The organism is Eggerthella sp. AM16-19 (assembly GCF_003474385.1).
Lineage (GTDB): Bacteria > Actinomycetota > Coriobacteriia > Coriobacteriales > Eggerthellaceae > Senegalimassilia.
The window spans coordinates 1-22,747 of record NZ_QUCY01000021.1 but is presented as its reverse complement, the minus strand read 5'-3'; the positions used below and the strand labels follow the sequence as shown (position 1 = coordinate 22,747).

General features: G+C 52.9%; 14 protein-coding genes and 1 pseudogene. 8 read left to right on the top strand and 7 right to left on the bottom strand.

What is annotated here, in order from left to right:
* The first annotated feature begins 37 nt into the window (after positions 1-37).
* Both DW178_RS08650 and DW178_RS08645 read left to right on the top strand, forming a co-directional pair.
* The gene (locus DW178_RS08650) at positions 38-1,312 is read left to right on the top strand and encodes a lipopolysaccharide biosynthesis protein (protein ID WP_147363850.1); all 1,275 of its coding nucleotides are present in this window, start codon (positions 38-40) and stop codon (positions 1,310-1,312) included.
* A 1-nt stretch (position 1,313) separates the two neighbouring features.
* On the top strand, positions 1,314-2,333 hold the full coding sequence (locus DW178_RS08645; RefSeq protein ID WP_158574140.1) for a glycosyltransferase family 2 protein: 1,020 nt from the start codon (positions 1,314-1,316) through the stop codon (positions 2,331-2,333).
* Positions 2,334-2,400: 67 nt separating this feature from the next.
* On the opposite strand, the gene DW178_RS08640 is transcribed toward DW178_RS08645, so the two are convergent.
* Positions 2,401-3,510, bottom strand: coding sequence for a glycosyltransferase (locus DW178_RS08640; RefSeq protein ID WP_118350584.1), 1,110 nt, complete (start codon positions 3,508-3,510; stop codon positions 2,401-2,403).
* A gap of 118 nt (positions 3,511-3,628) precedes the next feature.
* On the opposite strand from DW178_RS08640, the gene DW178_RS08635 reads away from it, so the two are divergent.
* Positions 3,629-5,707 carry a DUF6541 family protein gene (locus tag DW178_RS08635; RefSeq protein WP_118350583.1) on the top strand — a complete coding sequence of 693 codons (2,079 nt, stop codon included), beginning with the start codon at positions 3,629-3,631 and terminating at the stop codon, positions 5,705-5,707.
* A gap of 192 nt (positions 5,708-5,899) precedes the next feature.
* A pseudogene (locus tag DW178_RS08630) lies at positions 5,900-7,143 on the top strand (IS256 family transposase).
* Between the two features lie 290 nt (positions 7,144-7,433).
* Here DW178_RS08630 and DW178_RS08625 read toward each other — a convergent pair.
* The 4 genes from DW178_RS08625 to DW178_RS08610 all read right to left on the bottom strand — a co-directional run bounded on the left by DW178_RS08625 (position 7,434) and on the right by DW178_RS08610 (position 13,311).
* Entirely contained in the window at positions 7,434-10,007 is a 2,574-nt protein-coding gene (locus tag DW178_RS08625; RefSeq protein WP_118350582.1) for a cell wall-binding repeat-containing protein, read from the bottom strand.
* 117 nt (positions 10,008-10,124) lie between these two features.
* On the bottom strand, positions 10,125-10,397 hold the full coding sequence (locus DW178_RS08620) for a hypothetical protein (RefSeq protein WP_042436045.1): 273 nt from the start codon (positions 10,395-10,397) through the stop codon (positions 10,125-10,127).
* A gap of 3 nt (positions 10,398-10,400) precedes the next feature.
* Entirely contained in the window at positions 10,401-11,459 is a 1,059-nt protein-coding gene (locus DW178_RS08615; RefSeq protein ID WP_286168614.1) for a DMT family transporter, read from the bottom strand.
* A gap of 85 nt (positions 11,460-11,544) precedes the next feature.
* The gene (locus tag DW178_RS08610; RefSeq protein ID WP_118350580.1) at positions 11,545-13,311 is read right to left on the bottom strand and encodes a phosphotransferase; all 1,767 of its coding nucleotides are present in this window, start codon (positions 13,309-13,311) and stop codon (positions 11,545-11,547) included.
* Positions 13,312-13,596: 285 nt separating this feature from the next.
* On the opposite strand from DW178_RS08610, the gene DW178_RS08605 reads away from it, so the two are divergent.
* On the top strand, positions 13,597-14,340 hold the full coding sequence (locus DW178_RS08605; RefSeq protein ID WP_118350579.1) for a hypothetical protein: 744 nt from the start codon (positions 13,597-13,599) through the stop codon (positions 14,338-14,340).
* 27 nt (positions 14,341-14,367) lie between these two features.
* Positions 14,368-17,334: a PspC-like choline-binding domain-containing protein gene (locus tag DW178_RS08600; RefSeq protein ID WP_118350578.1), complete on the top strand. Its 2,967-nt coding sequence runs from the start codon at positions 14,368-14,370 to the stop codon at positions 17,332-17,334.
* An 80-nt stretch (positions 17,335-17,414) separates the two neighbouring features.
* Here the strand turns inward: DW178_RS08600 and DW178_RS08595 are convergent, their stop codons facing one another.
* Complete coding sequence (locus DW178_RS08595; RefSeq protein WP_118350577.1) at positions 17,415-20,051, bottom strand: serine hydrolase; 2,637 nt, start codon at positions 20,049-20,051, stop codon at positions 17,415-17,417.
* 76 nt (positions 20,052-20,127) lie between these two features.
* Here DW178_RS08595 and DW178_RS08590 point away from each other — a divergent pair, with 76 nt between their 5' ends.
* Positions 20,128-22,005, top strand: a complete 1,878-nt coding sequence (locus tag DW178_RS08590) for a GH25 family lysozyme (protein ID WP_147363848.1) — start codon at positions 20,128-20,130, stop codon at positions 22,003-22,005.
* A gap of 146 nt (positions 22,006-22,151) precedes the next feature.
* Here the strand turns inward: DW178_RS08590 and DW178_RS08585 are convergent, their stop codons facing one another.
* On the bottom strand, positions 22,152-22,514 hold the full coding sequence (locus tag DW178_RS08585; RefSeq protein WP_158574139.1) for an Hpt domain-containing protein: 363 nt from the start codon (positions 22,512-22,514) through the stop codon (positions 22,152-22,154).
* Between the two features lie 52 nt (positions 22,515-22,566).
* On the opposite strand from DW178_RS08585, the gene DW178_RS11590 reads away from it, so the two are divergent.
* Positions 22,567-22,747: hypothetical protein (locus tag DW178_RS11590; protein ID WP_286168613.1), on the top strand; the 181-nt coding region annotated here is incomplete at its 3' end.

Sequence of the window (22,747 nt, the reverse complement as noted above, 5' to 3'; positions counted from 1 at the left end):
CTGCGCGATCATTTGGTGATAGACGAAAGGTGGTTTTGTGCAAAGCGATCTCCAGAAGGGTCTTTCTTTAAAAGCTAATATGTTCTGGAACTCTTTTGGATCAATTGTCTATTTGGGCTGCCAATGGCTGATTACTATACTCGTAGTGCGCCTGTCAACTGGATATGAGGATGCTGGGGCGCTTGCACTCGGAATGGCTGTATCTAATGTTTTCAGTCCTATTGGTTACTTTAAAGTCAGAACCTATCAGGTTTCTGACGTTAACAATCGATTCTCTTCGGGTGACTATATCGGTATGAGGATTCTGACCGTTACAATGTCGCTTGTCGTTATGCTCGTGTACGGTTTTGCAACTTGTTCATATTCTGATTTGCCAGTGGTGTTTTGCTACGGTTTATTTTCGTGTGGCCCGATTATCGTTGATGTTTACCACGGAATTGACCAAAGACATATGCGCATGGATATTATCGGCAAGAGTCTAATCATGCGTGGTGCTTTTTCGCTGATCTGCTTCGTAGGCGGCATGGTGTTGTTTAGGAGCTTGACTGCTGCTTTGTTGCTGATGACGATTTCGACATTCATGATTATTTTCTTATATGACATTCGTCAGTGTCGACAGTTTTCTGAGTCGTTGCGGCCCAATTTCTCTAAAAGCACCATACTTGAATTATTCGGGATTTGCTTTCCGATGGTAATTGCGCTGTTATTTTCTAGCGCTGCTCCATCGATACCTCGACAAATGCTTGGAGAAATGTATGGGCCATCGATTCTGGGCATTTACGCTTCAGTTGCAGCTCCAGTAGCGATTATTCAAATGGGTGCACAGTATGTTTACGCTCCTTTGATTGGCGTTCTTGCTGAACACTTTGCCGATAGAAATGTATCGAAATTTATAGGAACTATTGGTAAGGTTCTTCTGGCAATGGGCGTTATCATGATAGCTTCGATTTTACTTTTCGTAGTTATTGGAAAATCGCTGTTGGAGGTGTTGTATGGAGCCGATATGGCAAATCATGCAGACCTTTTGATTCCGCTCATTATCTGTACTGTGATTACTGCCCTATCTTGGTTCGTTGGGGATGTCTTAATTGTGATTAGACGCACAAAAGCAAATTGCCTGATGTATGCGATTAGCTTTTTTGTGTCAATTGTTTTATCTTATTTTTTGATTTGGCCGTTTGAATCCAATGGAGTTAGTTTTGCTCTTTCGATTGGATTCGGTGCTGGCCTGCTGTATGGATGTCTCTGCGTTCTATTGGCATGCCGACAGTTGCGAAGGACTGAGCAATCCTTGGTAGTAGGAAGAGATTAGAGTGGCTAAACCTTTTTTTTCGATTATTATTCCTGTATATAATTCTGAAAAATATCTCAGTGAGTGTCTCGATAGCATCAAGAACCAGTCTTTTACTGATTATGAGGTCATTCTAGTTGATGACGGTTCTTCTGATGGCAGCCTATCCATTTGCAAAGCTTACAGTTCTGAGGATTCTCGTTTCATTACGATTTATCAGGAAAATGCAGGAACATCGGCTGCAAGAAATACTGGTATACGCAATGCTAATGGAAGTTATATCACGTTCATTGATAATGACGATTGTTGGGTATCCTCGGCTGCTTTACAGTCGCTGTTCGATGTTTTGAATGAGTCACGAGCTAATCTAGTTGCATTTCAATCATTCGTATTCTCTGGTGCCGTCCCAAACGCTCCGCTCGTTGAAAATACGTCCTTATCTCAGTATGTTGACTCTCTTTCCTATGCAGATGCGTTGAAGATTTTAACCTCTAAAGGGTATCTGTGTTCTGCTGTTTGGACGAAAGCCTGTTCTTCAAAAATTGTGAAACCTTCGAATGGCGATTGGATTTTATTCCCCGAAGGGATGAGAAACGAGGATACGTATTGGACGGGCAAAGTAATTCAGCGGGCGAAATCCATCGCATGGTGTGACAATCCGTTTTACGCGTATAGAAAAGGGCATGAATATGCGCAAACCTCGAAGCCTCTTTCTCTTCAACAGGTTGATGATTTAACTAGTGTTTGCCTCGAGCTGGCGAGTGATATTAATGTCTTAGACTTGACTGAAGATGTGAAAATAGCGCTTCGATCCTTTCTCGCGTACCCTTATTCTGTTTGGATTGGGCAAAGCTCCATCGTTCATATTCATCCCAGCGATTCTGACTATAAGAAGATGAAGTCATTGTTGCCGGTCTTAGCCTGTTCTGATAATCCATCGGTTGTATTTGTTAGGAGAATCGTAAAGGTATTTGGTTTCAATATCGCAAGACACCTGTGCGCATTGTTTTTAAGATTAAAATACAGAAATATCGCTGGCTAATCGGTTGGCCCGTTATTTGAGCAGGTGGTTAATGGGCCATGATTAACCACCTGCTGTTCATTTCTGATTATTTTCCTTCGCGCCTGCTTCGTTTTACTAGGTAGTTCTTTGTTGCGAAGAAAGTGTTTACCAGTCCAGTGTTCTTGAGGTTGTATACGCCTTGGCCAACTAATCCTGCCATGTGGGGGAGGGGGTTGATCTTGGGGCAGGGGATGCCGCGCAGACCTGCGTACAGACGCTTCATGCCGGGAGACACCTCGTTGTCTGTGAATACCAAGTTTGCATCCATGCGCTCAAACATGTGCTTAGCGGCTTCGCGCACATCGTCATGCGTGAGGTCGACTTCCTCGATGATGCCCGACAGATACGTGAACCCACGGCTGTTGTGCGCGCGCAGGATGCGCTCATCGGTAACGTTCAGGCGCTCTAGGACGTCCATCATATCGTTCCAGCGCTCAAGCGGCAGCAACGTGTTCGTGTGAGCGAATTTTTTGGACTTCTCGGGCGTTTCCTCGCGATAGCAATAGTAGGCGGTGTCGAAGTACCCGATGCGGTTGGTTTGGCACAGCGTTTCCACCAAGAAGGGGTTGTCGGCCCAGCCGGCACCGGGGATCTCTTTGAAACGGATGTTGTGCTCGTTCAGAAATGACTTGCGATAGACGGCAGACCAGATGGATGGATGGTGGCACAGCAGATGCGCAGCGTCCGCGATTGCAAATGGCTGATGGTCGGGATGAATGCGGTTTTTGTAGCTGCAGTTCAGCTTTTGTTGCCCCTTGGTGTCGGGCATCCAAATACGCCAGTACGGCGTCTTTACGATGTCGAGGGGCGTGCCCTCGTTAGCGAACTTTTGCGCGAATGCCAACATGTCCTTGTACATGTTCGGTTCGATCCAGTCATCGGGCTCCACGATGGAAATCCACGCGCCCGTAGCTTCGGCAAGTCCGCGGTTGCATGTGGCGCCGTAGCCTTGGTTTTGTTTGTCGATGATCTTAATGCGCTCATCCGAGACCGCGTAGCGTTGCATGATGGACAGCGAGTCATCGGTGCTGCCGTCGTTCAGCAGGATGATTTCGAGTTCCCTATGCGTCTGCCCCGTGATGCTGTCAAGACACTGCTCCAGATAGGGGCCTGCGTTGTAGATCGGCACGATAACCGATACAAGCGATTCGCTCATGTTCGTCCTTTTCCACTTGCGTTATTTAAAGCGCAATCAGTTGGTAATTTGCCAAACTAAGTTAATCATAACGTAAAATATACGTTTGCTTGTTAATCACCATAAGGAAGGCTTTCCCATGTGGGGTTTGTTTTTTATAGCAGCGGCTATCGTCGCATTGTCGTTGTTCCTGCCGTCGTATCTTGTATTGCGTGGTTTTCGGATTGACGGAATCGTTGCAGTTTCAAGCGCTCCGTTAATCTCGGTTGCGGTCTACGTTCTTCTCGGCTTGCTGTATGCGCAGTTCGGCATCTCTTCTTCTTGGGTATCTTTGTTCCTGCCCTATTTGGTCGTCTCGGTGGTTTTGTTCGCTTGTGGAGCTCGCAAAAGCGCCCAAAGTAAATCTCTTCGATTGGGTCTTTCAGAATGGGGCCGTTCGTCTCGTTTTCCCAGGATAAGCACAGATACTCTGACCCTTATCGGGTATCTCGCTGTTGGAGTCGTAGTCTCTTATATTTTGTTTATTTGGTTTCTGGGATCTCCGGATAATTATGCCCAGGAATACGACAATATCAGTCACCTTGGCTCGATTCAAAGTTTCGTACGTTCGGGTATTTGGTCGCCCTTTTCTAGCTCTTTGTATTCGTCGGCGGACGATTTAGCCATTGCGCCTTTGCCAGCTGGTGGGTTTTACCCGACTGCTTGGTATTCGATTGCTGCTTTGGCCGCTACTGCTACAGGGGTTTCAGCTGCATTTGCAGAAAATGTGGCTAATTTCGTATTCGTTGCGTTGGTGTTCCCCGCAAGCGTTTTTCTGTTTATGCGTGTAGCTTTTGATGGGAGCAAGCACGTTGTGTTTGCCGGTGCGGCGTGCATGATGATATTCTCTGCGTTCCCTTGGATGTTTTTGTATTTTGGCCCTCTGTATCCGAATCTTTCTGCGTTCAGCATGGTCCATGGTTCCGTGGCCTTGTTCCTTTTGCTTCTGGGGGAGAATGCATCAGCAAAAGACCGGGTCATCTCAGGCTGTCTATTTACCGTCTCTCTGTGCTCACTGGCTTTTGCGCAGCCAAATGCAGTGTTTACGTTAGCGGTCATCTTGTCTCCTTTCTGCATTTGGAAGGCTTCTCAGATTCCCTTGCGTTTCCAGAGGATGAAAAATCATCAGGGTGTCGTCTGTTTTCGAATCGCATTCGCTTTGCTTGCGCTTGTCGGCATTGTTGCGATTTGGATGACGTGCTATCACGCCCCATTCCTGCAAGCAGTTGTGCAACACGAATGGCCTGCGCAATTTACGCGACACGAAGCTATGGAGGATGCTTTGGTCCTTGGCTTTATGGCAGATGGCTCGCAAATCGTGCTGGCGTTTTTGGTGTTGTTTGGAGTCGCGGCAACATTGATTTACCGCAAATATCTTTGGGTTTCATTCTCGTACGCTTTTGCTTGCGCGATTTACGTTGTCAACTCGTATTCCGATGGTCCTTTGCAGCACATCCTTGGAGGCTTTTGGTATACGGATCCCTGGCGATGTGGCGCCATGGCTTCGCTTGTTGGTATGGTGTTGGCAAGTTTAGGTTTGTGGGCATTGGCGCATTTACTTTTGAAGATGGTCACCAGATTAACGCGTTTCACCGTGAGCTCGAATTGCAAACGGGTAGGTGCGATCGTAATAGCTGCAATGCTTGTTGCGGCAACGGTTTATCCTGGAGTCGCAGCACCTGGCTCTCAGTCAGGTGATGTCGCCTTTAAGACGGTTGCTGAAGGTATACGAGCCGTGAACAACGGACTTGCTGTGTACGATGCAGGCGAGAAACAGTTCGTTCAACAGGCCAAGGTTCTCATCGAGCCAAACGCCCTTGTGATAAACGTTCCCGACGACGGGTCTGCGTTTGCGTTCGCTGCTGATGGGCTGAGGACGTACTATCGCTATACGCGCGAATACGATATCCCCGACGAAAAGCCCGAAAGCAAGACCATCAGGGATGGTTTGTATCGAATCGCCGATGACGATGCCGTCAAGGATGCTGTGCGGGCGATTGGCGCAACCTACGTTATCCAGCTTGACCAAGGTGAGCCGTATCTTGATCGCAAGTATCTGTTTACGTATGAGGGTGGAACAAAATGGAAGGGCATCGACGCCATACGCGACGACACCCCTGGCTTTGAAGTGGTTTTAGAGCAAGACGATATGCGGCTGTACCGAATTACTGCTGTATAGCTTTGCCAGACAGTGTTTTATTGCGGAAATGCGATCGTGTCGGGAAAGTTGGTGTAAGCGAAGCGGATCGAGATGGCTTTGAAGGGAAACGGCCTTCGCCCTAGAATCCGGAATTGCGACATAACGGATTCTTGGAAAGGACGAAGACCGCAATGGAGGGGTCTATCAGAAAGCGTGCGGGAGCAGTCGGCGATGCCGAGGTTCTAGAACGAGTCGGTGAACCTGAGGGAGCCCATGAGGCGCATCGCCGAGGACGTCGCGAACGCGATTAGGGACGCCAAGGCCGACCAGCTGTGCTCGGGAGGCGCCAACAGCCGCAACGGCTACCGCGAGCGCAACCCGGTCAGTGCGTCGGCGACATCACGACGAGGATATCGAAGCTGAGGCCGGGCAGCTTCTCCTCGGAGGACGTGGTCGAGCGCTACCAGCGCGTCGACCGCGCGGTCGTGTCGGCGGTGGCCGAGATGTACGCCACCGGCACCTCGACGCGCAAGGTGCAGCGCATCGTAGAGAAGCTGGGGATATCCAGGCTGTCGAAGGACCAGGTCAGCACCATAGCGAAGGGCCTCGACGCCGACGTGGCCGAGCTCATGGGCCGCGATCTGGCCGATGCGCGCACCCCGTACCTGTGGCTCGACGCCACCTACGTCAAGTGCCGCCGCGACGGCCGCGTGGCCTCCACCGCCGTGGTCACCGCGATCGGCTGCGACGAGGGCGGCTGGCGCCGCGTGCTGGGTCTGTCGGTGGTGGACACCGAGTCGTACGACTCGTGGCTCGGGTTCCTGCGCCGCATCAAGGGCCGCGGCGTCCACGGCGTGCAGCTCGTGACCTCCGATGCGCACAAGGGCCTGGTCAACGCCGTCGAGGAGGTGTTCCAGGGCGCCTCCTGGCAGAGATGCGCCGTCCACCTGATGCGCGACTGCATGCGCGAGGCCGGGTCGCGCCAGCTCAAGAAGCGCGTGGGCCGCATAATGTCGCCGGCGTTCCGGGCCAAGGACGCGGCGACGGCGCGGGCAATGTACCACGTGGCCTGCGACATGCTCCGCGATTGCTGCCCCAAGGCCGCCGACGTGGCCGAGGGGGCCGAGCCCGACGCGCTGGCCTACCTCGCCTTCCCGCCGTCGCACTGGAAGCGGCTGCGCACGAACAACGTGCAGGAGCGCGCGAACCGCGAGATAAAGCGCCGCAGCCGCGTGGTGCAGGTGTTCCCGTCGGAGAGATCGCTCGAGCGCCTGGTCGGGGCCGTGATGTGCGAGCTCGACGAGCAGTGGTCCGAGTCGCGCTACTTCGCATACGGCAAGATCCAGGAGCTGTGCGACGAGAAGCGGAAGAAGGAGCCCGAAGGGGCCGGCAGGCCCGCCGCCGACCTCGCCGAAGCGGCCAGGAAGATGACCATCGCGAGCTTGGAGCTTGCGGAGAAGGTGGATGCGGCGTAGCATGGCCGCTTGGATCCCGGGTTCGGGAGAGGGCCGGAGCCCCCTCGCCGTCCCGATTCGCCGTTCGCTCGGGCCGCCTTCGGCGGCGCGTCGCCAGAACGGCTTACACCAACATTCTCGACACTACCGAAATGCTTGCACGTGATGTGGCATGCGGTCATGCACTTTGAAGAAGCATAAGCAACCCCCGGCATTGGATTGCTCCGATAGCCGGGGGTTGCGGTGTCAGGCGTACTCAAAGGACGTTAGCTCTTACATGCGCCAATATGGACCAAATGAGCCATAAACCGTTATGCGGCTTGCTGCGTGTTGTGGGTTGCATCCGTTGCGTCCCACTTTCCGTTTTCGTCAACATGGTACTTGCCGATCCACTGATTAGTTGCCATAGCGCCGTTGCTAAGCAAGTAATAGTTTCCGACCCATTGAGAGGCAACCATTGTTCCAGACGAATTGAGGTAATACCAGCTTCCATCAATAAGCTGCCAGCCGGTTTGCATTGCACCTGAACCATCGAAGTAGTACCAATCGTTGCCGATCTTCGTCCAATCTCTGGCCATTGCGCCCGATGCGTTTAGGTAGTACCAAACGCCACTGTCTAGCATCCAACCGGTTTGCATTGCTCCGCTATCCGCTAGGTAATACCAATTACTCGATGCGAACTTCCAGCCGGTTTGCATGGCGCCGCTATCATCGAATAGATACCAGGTGCCGTTAATCGCGTTCCATCCGGTGGCCATTTCGCCTGAATTGTTGAACCAGTACCAACTACCGTCGATTAAAGCCCAGTTCGTTTGCATTGCTCCACTTTGGTCGAGCCAATACCAATTGTCGTTAAGGTTGCTCCATCCCGTTTTCATCGTTCCATTGGTATTCAATAGATACCAGATGCCATTGATTTGCTGCCATCCTCTTTGCATGATTCCGGTAGTATTGAAGAAATACCATTCGCCATCTTTGAGGGCCCAGCCTATCTGCAACTTTCCATTGCTCATGAGATACCATGAACCGTTGTCGAGGACCCATCCATTGTCGATGATCTTGCCGTTAACGTAAGGAACCCAGGTATCGGGCGAGGAACCTTCCCATTTTACAGTCGAATCTCCGGTCTTGGTTCCGACCAGTTTGTAGGTACTTTCGCTGGTGGTCTTGTAATAAGAGAGGGTGTTTCTCGTGTACGAATAGACTGCAAAGTTGTAATCGGCAGTTTGCAGAATGCTATCGGAGAACTCAACCAAGTAACTAGATTCGCCCGGTGCGCACAATGATTGATATGCAGAGTTCTGAGAGTTGCTTATCGGCGTGGCGAACCAGTCCATAATTGAATAATCGATGGAGCTAGTAGGGGAGAGCGCCTGCGCTTTCGTTTGCCCCCATAACCCACCTGCTGCATCTGTCGTGGTGGAGTTATACGTGCTTGAGCTGTAGCCGGACAGGTTAAGCGAAGGATTGAAGAACAGGATTAACTCAGCGGCAACCGAAGAGTCTATGTCTTCGATATCCAGAAGATCTAGCTGCTGCTGTTTTTCAGGCCAGAGCGCCGTCGGCGTGTTTGGGTGGCCCTTGTAATAATATTTGTACCCGTCGCCAAACATGGTTTCAGTTAGGCTAGCGTATTCTTCGAAGTCTTTTTCAAGGTAAACATAGGTCCCTAACAGCATCATTGCCTTTTTGCCTTGAGCTTCGGCATCAGTGAAGTAGCCATCATTAAAATTGTACAGGGCTTTAAGCTCTTGCACGGTTTGCTCGCCCTTGGCGGAAACGCCGTTCAACATCGTTGCGACGTTCTTTTTCTTGACGCCCGGATCGGTCGCTATGGTGCTTGCGAAAGCGTTGTTGTCTCCGCTGGTGAACAGATTAGTTCTGGTCATCCACCACTCCGTTCCCGGCTCGATGCTCAAGAGCGCATACATGGAGTCCCAGTGGTCGTGATAGCCGGAATAGCCTGCTGATACCGTGCCAGTTTTGTATTCAGCAGTTTTGGCGCTGTTCCATTGATCAATGAGGGTTTGATTTTTGGAAGCCGGATCCGATACGTTAAAGGCATCATTGGTGAACACGTAGGTTGCGGTTCCGTCAGAAAGAAGCGTGATCGAATAATTGCCCTCTGGAATTTTGTTTGCATATATCATCCTATGCACAAGAGAGCAGGTGATGTCGTTGACATACAAGTGGAACTTCGCGTTTGGGTTGATTTGGTACAACGCAGCAACGTAATCTGCGAACGCCGACCAGCTGCTGGTGGTTCTATTCTGCTCTGCGGTGAGGAAAGGCATGGCATGCATACCGCTCGGCAGACTGTCCCAGTTGTACGCGGATGGCCTATCAAGCATGACGATTGACGGGATGGCATTTCCTGTATCAGAGGTGCTGATATCCCAGTAAGAAAGAGAGTAAAGAACTACCGGGAAGGAGGCGCTCAGCGGTGCGAGATTGTATTCGCTTGCGGAAATGCCGATGGAATAGGTTGAGCTGTTGACCGTTTGCCCGTTTTTCAGATACGCAACGGCCACAGAAAATGGACCGTAATCTTGCAGGTCAACTTGAAACTCGTTGCTTGCTAGCGTGCTCAAGGCTGCTTCGCTGCTTACGCTGCGCGTTATGGCGTCGTTGTAGGTCATCGCGGCATTTACGCTAATCGTATCGGCAATTCCGTTGTCTACAAGTGTGCTTGCCGAATCAATTGCAATAGAGATTGCAGTTGATTCGCCTATTTGTGAAACACTTGAAGTGAATGGCTGCGATTCGTTTACGTTGCTTCCTTCTGCTTTATCGGCATAAGCCGATAACGGAAGCATTGCGATCGCCGCTGCTGCTACGATTGCAGCGGCGATCGCGAACCGTTTCGCCACATTTGATGGTGACATATGACTCCTTTCGCCCTTGTTTCCCTTCGACTTTTATTGTAAGGAAGCAAGGATGAAATGGAGTGCGTTTTTCGGCTGATGGATGATGCCGTTTACCCAGCTTCATCCATCAGCAATTCATTCAATATGCCGACGGATCATATCCTTGCCGAAATCGTTTGCTGCGTAGAACGTTTGCAGTTCCCCTTCGGCGTCAAGCTTCCAGTCGCACTCGTTGAGTAGGCCGTTTTCTTTTGCGGTTGCCAAGGCCTCCTCGATATCCTTTCGGGTGAACAACTTGTAGGAGCCGTAGTCGGTACGCAGATCTTGCATGACTCCCTCTGCGCAATCGGGTTTGCCATCGGCGAAATGCCGCATAATCGCGTAGTAAAGAGGTAGTTTGCTGGTCATTGCCTATTCCTCCTGCTTCTTTCGAACGATCTCAAGCGGATTCGCGGCAATGCAGAAGATGCCGATAACCATAACGATGGCGCCAATCCATTGTGCGCTCGTTAAGGGCGGGTAATCTGCGCTCATGCCGCCGATGTTGAGTACGCCAAGGGTGATCCAGATGAACAGCGGTCCCCAGAAGGCGTACATGCCGTTGCATGCCATCCCCAAAGCGGTGCCGCACATGGAGTTGCCTTTATACCAGAAGGAATATGCCGGCATGGCGAACAAGCCTGAAATGGCGAAGATGAGCAGTACGGGGCTTGTGATGGCGGCGCCGAGCAATTCAGGAACGCTTCCAATACCTCCGCCCATAATCGCGAGAACGGGGAACGCGATCAGCAGCTCCAGCAAGCCTGCGGTGACTTGACGGATGGCAATGCCGATTCGGTAGTCGATCAAGATGGTTCCGAAGCCGGCGACGCATCCCTCGAAACCCCAGCCAAACGCGGCCAAGAACGCGAACACGCATCCCAAAAGAGCGTCGGGGCCCATGGTCGCGAAGCTTGCGCCTCCAATCATTGCAGCGGAAGCCAAGCAGACGAGGATGCCGACGACCTTGTGCGCCTTGAGCTTCTGCTTAAAGAGGATGCGTCCGAGAATCGCGCCGATGGCGCAGTTCAAAGCCGCAATGGGAACGATTACTCCAGGGTTTCCCGAAGCCGTCGCCGAGTTGAGGCCGATCACATAGCAGATCGTCGCGAAGGGGCCGCCGATTATCGCGCAGAGCATCATCACGCGGCCCGGTTTGGTTTTCAGGGTTTTCCGGAAATCGCCAAGCTGCCGGTTCTTCGCGCAAACCGCGATCGACCATATGCCGCTGAACAGGTCGTTAAGGCCTGCTGCCAAGGCGGCAAGCGTGAACGTGATGGTGAATGCGTTCAGCGCCGCATTGCCGTTGCCCCATTCGGTGCCCGCAAACCAGTCGCCCCATACTCCTTGGGTTTCCGCCAAGGTGAGAAAGCCCGTGTATAAGCCGTAGCAGATGCCTGATGCCACGGCAAAGGTGATGCCCCTCGTCATGAACCTTTTTCGCCGCTGGTTGCGTAGCGTTTCGACTTTTGCCTCCATCGGATTCCTCCCTTAATCTCGCGGTCCGTTTCGAGAGCTATTGCTGCTTGTACAGGTCCAGCGCCTTCTTCAAATACGTCTTGCCGTAACGGTAATAGATATAGGCCCACTCGCCGACGTTTTCGCCTTCTGATTCTTTGAGAAGCGACCACGCGTACCAACACCAGCCTGCCATTCCAACCTGGGCAAGATTATGCCGCCATTCGGCATCTGTGGGCGTGCGCCCGAAGTAGTGCGTGAGCGCGTGGTGCATTTCTTCCTCGTCAAGCTGATCGCATACGCAGAAGGTTCCGAAATCGTTCGCGTAGTCGCTCATCCCGGCGTATTCCCAGTCGATCAGGCTGACGTTGCCGTTTTCCTCAACAAGGAAATTAAGGCTGAAGAAGTCGTTGTGGCACAACACCGGTTCGCCGCTTTCCGCTTCAAGCAGCTTGTGGAGCTCCGTTGCCTGCGCTTCCATGTCTGCCCAATCCGTAACATCGATGGGACCTCTTGCCAAGAGCGATTGTTCGTAACCTTTGCCTTCGTCGTAGAAGCTGAAGCGGCGTTCGACGGTAGCGTCAGACTCGTGCAACTGACGTGCCATGGTCATTGCTTTCTGCAGCTGGGCATCGTTTTTCGGGTCGAGGTTTTTGCAGTCGGGAATGAACTTTGAGATCTTCCAACCGCGTCGAGGATTTTCGAAAACGAAGGTGTTGTCAAGCCCAAGCGTTCGCGCGGTTTCGAGAGCGGTTTTCTCCGCTGCGCGGTCGATGAGCAGCTCTGTTCCTACGCCGGGGTGGCGATATACCCATTCGCCATCATTGGTGGAGAAATGGCAGCTGAGGTTCGTGAGTCCCTGCTTGAGTGGATAGACGTTGTGAATTTCCGACTTATCACAGCCGAGAACCGCAACGATGTTGTCGAAGATCTCGGAATCAAGGTTCTCGAGAAAGAGCGGGTCGAAATCTCGTAGCTCATCGAGCGAGTCGAACTCATGGATGATCGGCTGGTCATATCGCCTGATTTGCATATCGAACTCTTTGATATGTTCGACGTACAGGTCTTCCCAGAGCTTGTCGCAGGTTTGGGGCAGATCGTACTCGGCCTCAAGGATTTCGCGGAAATGTGCGGAGAATGCGCGGTCGAAGAACACGTGTCCAATCATGTACCACGCATCGGTTCCGCCGACAGTTACCTTTGTGATTCGATCATGCGATCCGGTTTTGATGCACCATTCCTTTGTGAAGCCCTCAGCGTACTCTGCGGAGTAATACGCTTTCCACACATGGCTTTCGAAAGGGTTTTTCTCAAAATAGTTATCCGAAGAGCAGATATAGGTGTTGTCGAGGATCTCGCGAACCAGCATGAGCGAGGAGTTGTTGTTGCGGGATGCATACTCGCGATTCACAACAATCTTCACCCCATATTTGTCCTCGAGGTAGAAGAATGATTCCTTTTTATAGCCAACCACGACAACGATGTCGCGGATCCCTACGGCCTGAAGCTGTTCGATTTGGCGTTCAATGAGGATTTCGCCGCGCACCTTAAGCAGCCCCTTAGGGCGCTCGTAGGAAATAGGGGCGAAGCGCGACGAGAGGCCGGCTGCAAGGATAACCGCATTGTCGACAGCGTAGGGCTTCAATGCGGCTATGCCTGCAATAGTGAGTCGGCCGCTTTCGATCAAGCTGGCGGTTTCGCACTCTTTGCAGGTGGCGTTGACCGTGGCAAGGCTAAGACCGGTCTCGCTCGCAAGCTCTCTTTGGGTAAGCTCGCTTTGCTTGTTGAGCGCATTGATTACCTTGAATTGGTTTTGGGATAGCATTGCTGAAGTGCCTTTCGTTGTTCGGATAACCGAATCATAGCAAGAATAATGAACAATGGAAGGTATTGTTCAGAATCATCACAAGTACGTTAAAGATTGAACGGCAGGGTAATTTGCATATCTATCGAACTTTGCCTATTGCATAAGGTTGGATATGAGGGAGGGCTCACGTTCCTGGTTCGAACAAGCATAATAATGCGCTTAATTCGAGTGATACATGCTTTATGAAGAGCTTGTGAGGGGGGATAATACGGTTGGTAGGTTTCTCGTAGGAAAGGGGTAGTAATGGGAAAGAGGTTTCAATCGAGGCCGCCGTCGCGGGCCGTTAAGCTTGGGTTGTCGGCTGTGCTCGCCGTTGGGCTTATGCCCTGGGGCGGCGTGGCGGTTGCCGCTGAGGAGGAAGGCGGATCGGCGGACGCCGTTGCGTCTTCTTTTGCGAGTGTTTCCGGTTTATATGGATGGACGTCGACCCATTATTCGTTTGATGAGAATGGATATCCTCTGTATGACGAAAACGGAAATCCTATCCAGGAGCTTTATTCTGTCGATATTAGGGATGCCGATTTGTCGGGTGATACTCTGGTAGTTCCTAAAACATTCGATATGGAGACGAGCCAGGGCAATTCCGGAAACATTACTCCGAAGAACCTTGATATAGCCGGTGACGAACGCGATGGCAATGCACTTGTGGGTGTAAAGCACCTGATCCTCGAAGATTCCTCGAATCTAGACTCACTATATGTTCGAGGTATGCCTTCGCTTGAGTCGATTGAGGTTCGCAATGCCGATCATTTGACGCAGCTGATTGTCAGCGAATGCGCCAATCTTAGTTCGCTGGATATCCCGGTCGATAGTATTCGCGGCTTAGGGCTGGTTAAATGTCCCAAGTTGAACCATGAGAGTGTTCTTGCAAAATGCAGCAACACGTTGACTAATTTATCTTTGGCGTTTTGCTCAGGGGCTTTGAACTTTGATGGATCATCGTTTCCGAATTTAGAGCGTTGCTCATTCAACTCTTCTGATTTGTAATCGTATGATTTCCTTCCATGCAGCAAGTTGGAGAGTCTCAACTTGTATTCATGCGGCTTGGATTTTGTTGATCTGAGCAAGATTCCCCAATCGGTAACCAGCTTCAGCTGCCAGGGTAATCGAATCGCTGATACAACACCGATTGTTGAGCGTTTCGGCGATGGGGCGAAAGTTGACGGCCAGTTCTCCAATATGAGCACGGAGCCAAACTGGGGAATTCATGTTATCGATGATGAATGCGCCAATGGCTACCTGATGCCAGGTGCCTCTGTTGCTTTTGGCACCGCTGACACCTATCTTCCTACTATGGATAAGCGTGGCTGGCTTTCCGAGGATCGCGTGGCAAGGAACGCCTTGTCTAACTACTCGGTCGAATCAAGCGATTCCTCGGTCGTTTCATGCAAACTGGACGAAAATGGTAGCGAGTCCGGCATCGGCGGGCGCTTGATTCTGGACGCCTTGGCTTCCGGTACTGCAACGATAACGGTTCATTACTCGTTCCAGGGTCAATATCGAACCTACGAAGATGATCAGGTTGTCAATGTGGTCGTTTCCGCCGAAGAGAATCCCATTGCATCCATCAAGAGTGCTGATTCCCTGTCCTTCAACGCGGTTACGGATTGCGCTATTTGCAAGGCGGGCGGCGTCGATCACGTGGAACAGCTTGGAACGCAAGCATATGTGTTGGTGCGTGGTGCTGATTCGGCTCATGCGTTCACGCTTGGGCAAGATGTGCGTGTTTCCTCTTCGGATGAATCTGTCGTTTCCGCCTATCTTAGCCGCAACCAGTTTAGCGCCAATGCTAATCTTGAGGTTCGCGTGGGCGACCCTGGCGATGCCGTGTTAACGCTGACTGCTTATAAGGACGGTAATCCGACGGGCGTTGAGAAGAAAATCGCCGTTCACGTTGGCGAGCAGGTGAATCCAACATTGGTTGTTGAGCCTGAAGCGACGATTTACATGGAGAAGAACATCACGAAGGGGGCGAGCATAGTCGCTCGACCGAACTCGTCAGGAACTTACCTCTCTTCATACGAGGCAAATGGAGCTATTGAGGCTCTAAAGCGACAGCATGTTCAGTTTGACTACGGAGTCACCTCGTCTGGCTCCCCGGACTATGTTCCGTATGTTACCGCTACTAGCGATAATCCCGAAGTGGCTACCATCAAAGATGGGTGTCTTAGCGAAAGAAGCGCAGGTGTTGCCAATATCACTATCAGTGACATTTGGGGCAATCAAGGCACGTGCAAGGTCACCGTTGTCGATCGAGATGATATTGGCGCAAAGCTGAGCTTGACGCAGGATGAGCTGACCGTTGAGCAGGGTAAGCAACTTGATATGTCGAAGTACATTGCCGGTTTGGACAAGCTTACCGAATCGGAACGCAGTGCGTTGCAGCCCTTGGTTTTCAAGACGGGCAATACCGGCGTAGCCGTTTTCAAGAGCGCCGACGGAACCGAAGGTTTGAACAATCAAGATGTTTTGCAGATGCTTGCTCGAGGCGTTGGGGATACGACGGTAACGCTGTGCTATCCTACCTCCTCGCGCCATGGCTCTTATGTGCAGGATGTTAACAATTGGGAAGTGAAAGAGCTTGGCTCCATGACGATTCGCGTTATCGAGCCAAAACCGGATGAGAGGCAATCCGTTGAGGCTCCGTCAGCTCCGCAAGGGCTGGCGTACACGGGTGCTGAGCAGGTGGGAATCAAGGATTTCGATTTCTATACGGTCGAAAACGGCTCCGCCACGAACGCCGGCTCTTATGCGGCAAAGCTGTCCCTGAAGGATAAGGAACATTGCGTCTGGGCTTCTACCGGCACCTCTGATGATCTTACCGTTGATTGGTGCATAGAGCCCGCTTCCATCTCCGAGGTGGAGGTTTCCGGTATCGATGAAACGTACGCCTATACTGGTAAGGCGATTTCCCCAAATGTGAAATGCACGTTCAACGGGAAAGAGCTGAAGCGTGGGACGGATTACGTGTTAACGCTTTCCGATAACGTCAAGGTTGGGACGGCAAAGGTCTCCATCGCGGGCAAGGGCAATTTTTCCGGCACCCAGGATAAAACCTTTGTAATCGAGAAGAACCCGGCAAAATGGATGAGCGATTCGCGTGGCTGGTGGTACAGCAACGGCGACGATACCTATCCTTCTTCCTGCTGGAAAGAAATCGATGGCTCTTTCTATTATTTCGATGCGTCTGGATACATGAAGACCGGATGGGTGTCAGACGGTGGAAAGTGGTATTACTGCAACGGCTCCGGTGTCATGCAGACCGGCTGGCAGGCTATCGGCGGCGCATGGTATTGGTTCGACGTTGACGGTGAAATGGCGACCGGATGGCGTATCGTTGATGGCGCGTACTACTTGTTTGCAGGCTCTGGCGCCATGCAGACCGGCTGGCAGCAATCCGGTGGCGCGTGGTATTACCTCGCAGGTTCGGGTACCATGGCAACCGGCTGGCAGGTCGTCGGCGGCGCGTGGTACTGGTTTGCCGATTCCGGCGCGATGGCTACTGGCTGGTCGAAGATCGGCGGCACGTACTACCTGTTTGCTGGCTCCGGTGCTATGCTCACCGGCTGGCAGCAGTCTGGTGGCGCGTGGTATTACCTTGCGGGTTCCGGCGCCATGCAGACTGGTTGGCTGCAACTTGGTAGCACCTGGTATTGGTTCGATGCTTCAGGTGCGATGGCTACGGGCTGGAGAATCATCGGCGGTGCTTATTATTACTTTGATGGTTCCGGTGCGATGGCGACCAATCGCTGGGTTGGCAACTATTACGTAACCGGTTCCGGTGCAATGGCCACAAACCAGTGGGTTGGTGGCTACTATGTGGGCGCTGATGGTCAATGGCAGTACGTCTATTGGACGCCAGGCGGTGGTAGCTATCACAGAACTACCGGTTGTCCTACGCTAAGCAAGTCGACCACGATACTTCACGGCACGTGGTATGACGCCGGCAATCGCAGCATGTGCAAGGTTTGCTGGCACTAGCATCAGCTGGCTAAAGTAAGGGAGGGTTGCCATGAAAGGCAACCCTCCCTTTTTGCTATTCAGAATTTAAATCTGGGTATCTACCAGACCAATTCGCTATGTGCTCGATCGATGGCATTTACCAGGTTTGCCATGCACCAGCTGTTCTCATGGATGTTGTCGGACATGATCGCCACAACATAGGGGTGGTCGCCACGCATGACCAGATAGCCCTCATTGTGCGAATTAACATAGCCGTTTACCCATCCTGATTTTGCATAAACCGTCGATCCGGTCCAGGATAGGGCGCCGCGTGAGGTGATATGGGAGTTGTTGCCCATAACGTTTTGCAACCATTCGGCGTTCTGGCCGCCATTGATAAGGTAGTCTGCTACATCAACCCACATTTTGCAGAGATCTTTGGAGCTGTAATACCCGTAGTCGCCGTCCCAAGCGAATCCGCCAGCACCTACTTCGCTGACCATGTAATCTAACGGGAAATGCCCATAGCGATTGCAAAGGTTGGCATACGTGAAGTTGCTGGAAACATCAAGCGTGATGAACATATCGGATTCGGAATTCGCCAACTCCCAAGGCCATAACTTGTTCAGTGCCACGACATAAGGGCCTTTGATGGTGGACGCACTGTTGTGGCGCCAATCGGCATTGTACGCAACGCCAGCGCCTGTGGTCAGGTCAATCATAGTGAATCCGACAGTGCATCCCATATTGGAATAATTGTTAATGGCATTTTGCAGTTCATCCCAAGCGCCGCTTGAAATCGAGCGACTGGTATTGAAGGAATTGAGGCTATTGAATCCAAAAGAGTTCAATGCCCACACCATATCGTTGATTTTGAAAAGGGCACCATTTGCCTGAAGGAAGTACCAACGGCTTCCATCCCATATCCAGCCCGTGGCCATAGCTCCGTTTTGGCGAAGATAATACCAGGCGTTGTCCCATATCCAGCCCGTAGCCATAGCTCCGCTATTGTTGAGGAAGTACCATGCGCCGCCTTCTGAAAGCCAGCCGGTTTTCATGGCGCCGCTTGCGGGGCTAAGGTAATACCAGGCGTTTCCGATCGATTGCCAGCCAGTTTGCATGATTCCGTCATGGCCGAGGTAATACCAATAACCATCAACGTGGGTCCAGCCTGTGCGCATGCTTCCCGAAGAGGCGTCTAGATAATAGTATCCTTCATTTTGTTTCAGCCAACCCGTTTTGGCCTGATGCGTGTCGGGATCGACGTAAAGACGCGTGCCGCCAAGCTCCACCCAGCCCGACAAGGCGTTTCCTTCGCTGTCAATGATGATGCCATTTGCGTCTTTTCTGACAACACTTGAAATAACGCCATCGGTTCCTGCGAAGGAATAGAACCCCGATTCATCTATGGCTACCCATGCGGCAGTTTGCATTTCGCCAGATGGGCCAAACGAGTATTGCTTGTCATCTATAGTTGCGAGACCGGTGGTCATAGGATGCTTGTCGTCTTTGGGGTCAAGGTAGTATTTCGCCGCTCCTTTGGTAAGCCATCCGCTTGCCATGGCGCCCGATTTGTTGGCCCAATGCCAGTAGCCGTCGTTATCGTAGACCCAGCAATTTGACGCCATGATGCCATCGGCGTTCATCCAATAAAACGTACCACGATCGTCTACCCAGTCTGCAGTGGTCATCTTGCCGGTCTCGGGGTCGAGCCAGTACCAGGACCCGCCCCAGGGCAGCCAGCCCGAGCCCATGCGGCCCGACGCGTCGACCCAGTACCACGACCCGCCCGCGCCGGCCACCCAGCGGTTGCCGGATAGCCTGCCGTCGGGCGCCAGGAACCACCATGTTCCGGCGCCGTCCTGGGCCCACCACGTCGCCATGGCCCCGCTCTCCGGGTCCAGCCAGTACCACGCGCCGTCCCACAGCCAGCCGGCGTCCATGCGCCCGGAGCCCGCCAGGTGGTACCAGCGCCCGCCGGTCGCCTGCCAGCCGGTGAGCATGCGGCCCGAGCCGTCCGCCAGGTACCAGTCCCCGCCGCCGTCGCGGAACCAGCCGGCCGCCATCTTGCCGTTCTCGGGGTCCAGCCAGTACCAGGCGCCGTCCCACAGCCAGCCGGTGGTCAGCGCGCCCGAGGGGCTCGTGCGGTACCACGCGCCGTCCCAGGCCCAGCCCCGCCCGGTGAGCAGCGCGCCCGAGGCGGTGGCGTGCCACAGCGACCCCTGCGCCTCGAAGGTGCCCTCGGCCATGCGCCCGTCCTCGCCCAGCCAGTACCACGAGCCGCGGTCGCTCACCCAGCGGGCCTCTGCGGCGCAGGGGGAGCCGTCGAACCAGTACCACGCGCCCTCGAAGCTCTTCCACCCGCTGGCGGCGCACGGCTCGCCGTTCTTGGTCCACGTCAGGTGCGGGGACGATTCGGACGGCACGAGGGCGTAGACATCCTCGGCGGGGGGTGCGGGCTCCGCTTCGCTGCCGCCTTCGCCGGCGGCTGAGTTCGCGTCCGCTGCAGGTATGGTGGTAGCCGAAAGAGCGCTTTTGTTCGATTTGTCGGTTGTGCTCTCTTTCGCGGTTGTATCGACCCCAGGCGAAGATTCTTCGACTGTCGAAACCTGTGCGGTGGTTGATTCGCTGTTTTGAACCGGCTCTTCGGCGATTGCTGGAGACGTGTATCCCATGCACAGTGCTAGGCATGTTGCCGTCGGTAAAACGGCGAGTTTTCGCCATTGAAACGGATTTCGGTGCTTTCTTCTGCTCATAAGATGCTCCTCTCCTCTATAGTGGTGCTACTTACAGTTCCGAATTTCTAAGTTCAGAATAGCGTATAGGAGTGTGTTGGTCTTGTTTAATCGGGTGACTTTGCCTTTGATTTGTGCGTTAGCGGTGGCGCTGTCGCTTGTTGTTCCTGTTTGCTCGTTTGCCGATGTTGCTGATGATGTATGCGCCGAGCGCGAGTCGGATGGATTTGCTAACGAATATGACCAAGGCTCCGGTTCGTATGCGAGTAGTTGGCGTTACGGAAACTCCGATGCCTATGGAGAGGGAACCGGTTTCGCGTTGTTTGCAAACCGGCTTAATTCGTGGTGGAATGAGGGCGGCGTTTGGTATGGCTCTAACGGGACGATAGTCAATAGCGCCGTGGGATTCGGTGTTGATGTTTCGGAGCATCAGGGCTATATCGATTGGTCTCAGGTTCAGTCTTCCGGTGTGACGTATGCGATTCTTCGATGCGGCTATGGAAGCGATTATTCGAATCAGGACGACAAGCGATTTCTGAGAAATGTTCAGGAATGCCAGCGTTATGGAATTCCTTTTGGCGTGTATCTGTATTCATATGCTACCGATAATGCAATGGCCCAAAGCGAAGCAGAGCATACCTTGAGGCTTTTGCGAGAAGCCGGCCTTAGCCCTTATGGCCTTTCTTATCCTGTTTACTATGATATGGAAGACGAGAATCAGCAGGGGAAACTTGGCTCCGCGGCTTTAGGGAGTATCGCTTCGACATATTGCAATGCTATTGCTGCTGCTGGATATACGCCAGGTGTGTACGCGAATACCAATTGGTGGACTAATCGTTTGACCGACTCCGCTTTCTCCTCTTGGCCTCGTTGGGTCGCCCAATATAACTATAAATGCACGTATTCCGGCAAATATGGGATGTGGCAGGCTGACAGCAATACATTGATTAACGGCATTGCCGGGGGAGTAGATATCAATTTCGATTTTGCGGGTCCGATTCGTCATAAAGATACATGGGTTTTCTCTAATGGCTCTTGGTGGTATCAGTATAAAAACGGGAGCTACCCGTCAAATGGTTGGGCCTATATCGATGATGCATGGTATTACTTTGATTCCGCTGGTTGGATGCAGACCGGTTGGGTGCTTTCGAATGGCAGTTGGTACTATTTGAACTCATCCGGTGCCATGCTGAATGGTTGGCAGTGGGTTAATGGTTCCTGGTACTACCTCAGCCCCGCAAACGGCGCGATGGCAACCGGTTGGCTGAAGGATGGCCAGAACTGGTACTGGCTGACCTCGTCCGGCGCGATGGCCATTGGCTGGGCCGATGCCTGGGGGACGTGGTATTACATGGGCGGAAACGGTGCCATGCTTTCCGGTTGGCAGTTTGTGGGGGGAGCTTGGTACTACCTTGACCCCGCAAACGGCGCGATGGCAACCGGATGGTTGAAGGATGGTCAGAGCTGGTATTGGCTAAACGGATCTGGGGCTATGGGCATCGGCTGGTTGTTTGTAAACGGTTCTTGGTATTGGTCGGATAACTCGGGGTGCCTGAGAACGGGTTGGAATCAAATCGGGGCTAACTACTATTATCTCGACCCTACTAGCTGCGCTATGCATATTGGTTGGATAGACGATGAAGGTACCTGGTATTACTGCGACGGTTCTGGCGCGATGGGTACGGGGTGGCAGTTCGTGAATGGCAGCTGGTATTGCTTCTCCGATGCAGGCAAGATGTTGGTTGGGGAGCAGATTATCGAAGGCGTTGCGTATCGATTCGCGTCATCTGGCGCAATGGTTACGGGTTGGTTTAACGACGGAGTTGCCTGGCGTTTTTATTGCGGTTCTGGAGCGATGAAGTCATCTTCGTGGGAAGGGGATTACTACCTTCTTGAAGATGGCGCTATGGCAAAAGACCAGTGGATCGGTTCGTATTATGTTGGATCGGACGGAAGATGGATTCCTGGATACTAGATTGATGCAGTTGGCCGGCTGGAAATGGCCGGGCTGCGCTTAGCGTCTTCCTCTCATACAAAAGCAGGCCGGGTCGCTTTGGCGGCGATCCGGCCTGCTTTGTTGTTTGGCGTGGCGTTCGCGTTTCGCGCGCGGGTCTTCGCTCCCTACCTTCCCAGCACCTCTCGCAAGGCTCCTACTGCCTTTGCGTATGCCTCGTCCAGCTCTGGGAGCAGCTTGGTTGCTGCGGCTTGGTTGCCTTCCCTGAGGGCGTCGTTCATGCTTTTCGCCAGCTTGTGCACGTTGGTGAGCGAGAGGTTGCCGGCTACGCCTTTGAGGGCGTGGGCTTCCATCTCCGCGGTGGCCAGATCGCCTGCGGCAAACGCCCGGCGGACGTTGGGCATGTGGAGGTCGTCGAGGAACAGTTCGGCCAGTTTCAGGTACAGCGATTCGTTGCCTTCGAAGCGGTCGATGATGTCCTCGTAATCTATTTCGGCGTTTTGCAACGCGGCAATGTCTTTTTCGTCCATTGTGCCTCCCTGGGTTTCGGACGGGTTCGTCCTTGGAAGTATAATCCGGGCCATGACGAATCGTAATCAACAGTATCATGACCCTTTCGAGCCGGGCGTTTCCTCGCCCGAGTTCGAGCAGTACGCCCGCGAGAGCTATGCCTCCCGCGGCGGGCGCGGCGCAGCGCGCCCTAGCGCTCCCGGCGCAGCGCGTCCCGGTACCCCCGGCGGCGCCGGCCCGGCATCGGCTCCCG

Coding starts and splice junctions, on each gene's coding strand:
- DW178_RS08640 (WP_118350584.1), bottom strand. CDS start 3,510: ATGAGCGAATCGCTTGTATCGGTTATCGTGCCGATCTACAACGCAGGC.
- DW178_RS08635 (WP_118350583.1), top strand. CDS start 3,629: ATGTGGGGTTTGTTTTTTATAGCAGCGGCTATCGTCGCATTGTCGTTG.
- DW178_RS08625 (WP_118350582.1), bottom strand. CDS start 10,007: ATGTCACCATCAAATGTGGCGAAACGGTTCGCGATCGCCGCTGCAATC.
- DW178_RS08620 (WP_042436045.1), bottom strand. CDS start 10,397: ATGACCAGCAAACTACCTCTTTACTACGCGATTATGCGGCATTTCGCC.
- DW178_RS08615 (WP_286168614.1), bottom strand. CDS start 11,459: ATGACGAGGGGCATCACCTTTGCCGTGGCATCAGGCATCTGCTACGGC.
- DW178_RS08610 (WP_118350580.1), bottom strand. CDS start 13,311: ATGCTATCCCAAAACCAATTCAAGGTAATCAATGCGCTCAACAAGCAA.
- DW178_RS08605 (WP_118350579.1), top strand. CDS start 13,597: ATGGGAAAGAGGTTTCAATCGAGGCCGCCGTCGCGGGCCGTTAAGCTT.
- DW178_RS08595 (WP_118350577.1), bottom strand. CDS start 20,051: ATGAGCAGAAGAAAGCACCGAAATCCGTTTCAATGGCGAAAACTCGCC.
- DW178_RS08585 (WP_158574139.1), bottom strand. CDS start 22,514: ATGGACGAAAAAGACATTGCCGCGTTGCAAAACGCCGAAATAGATTAC.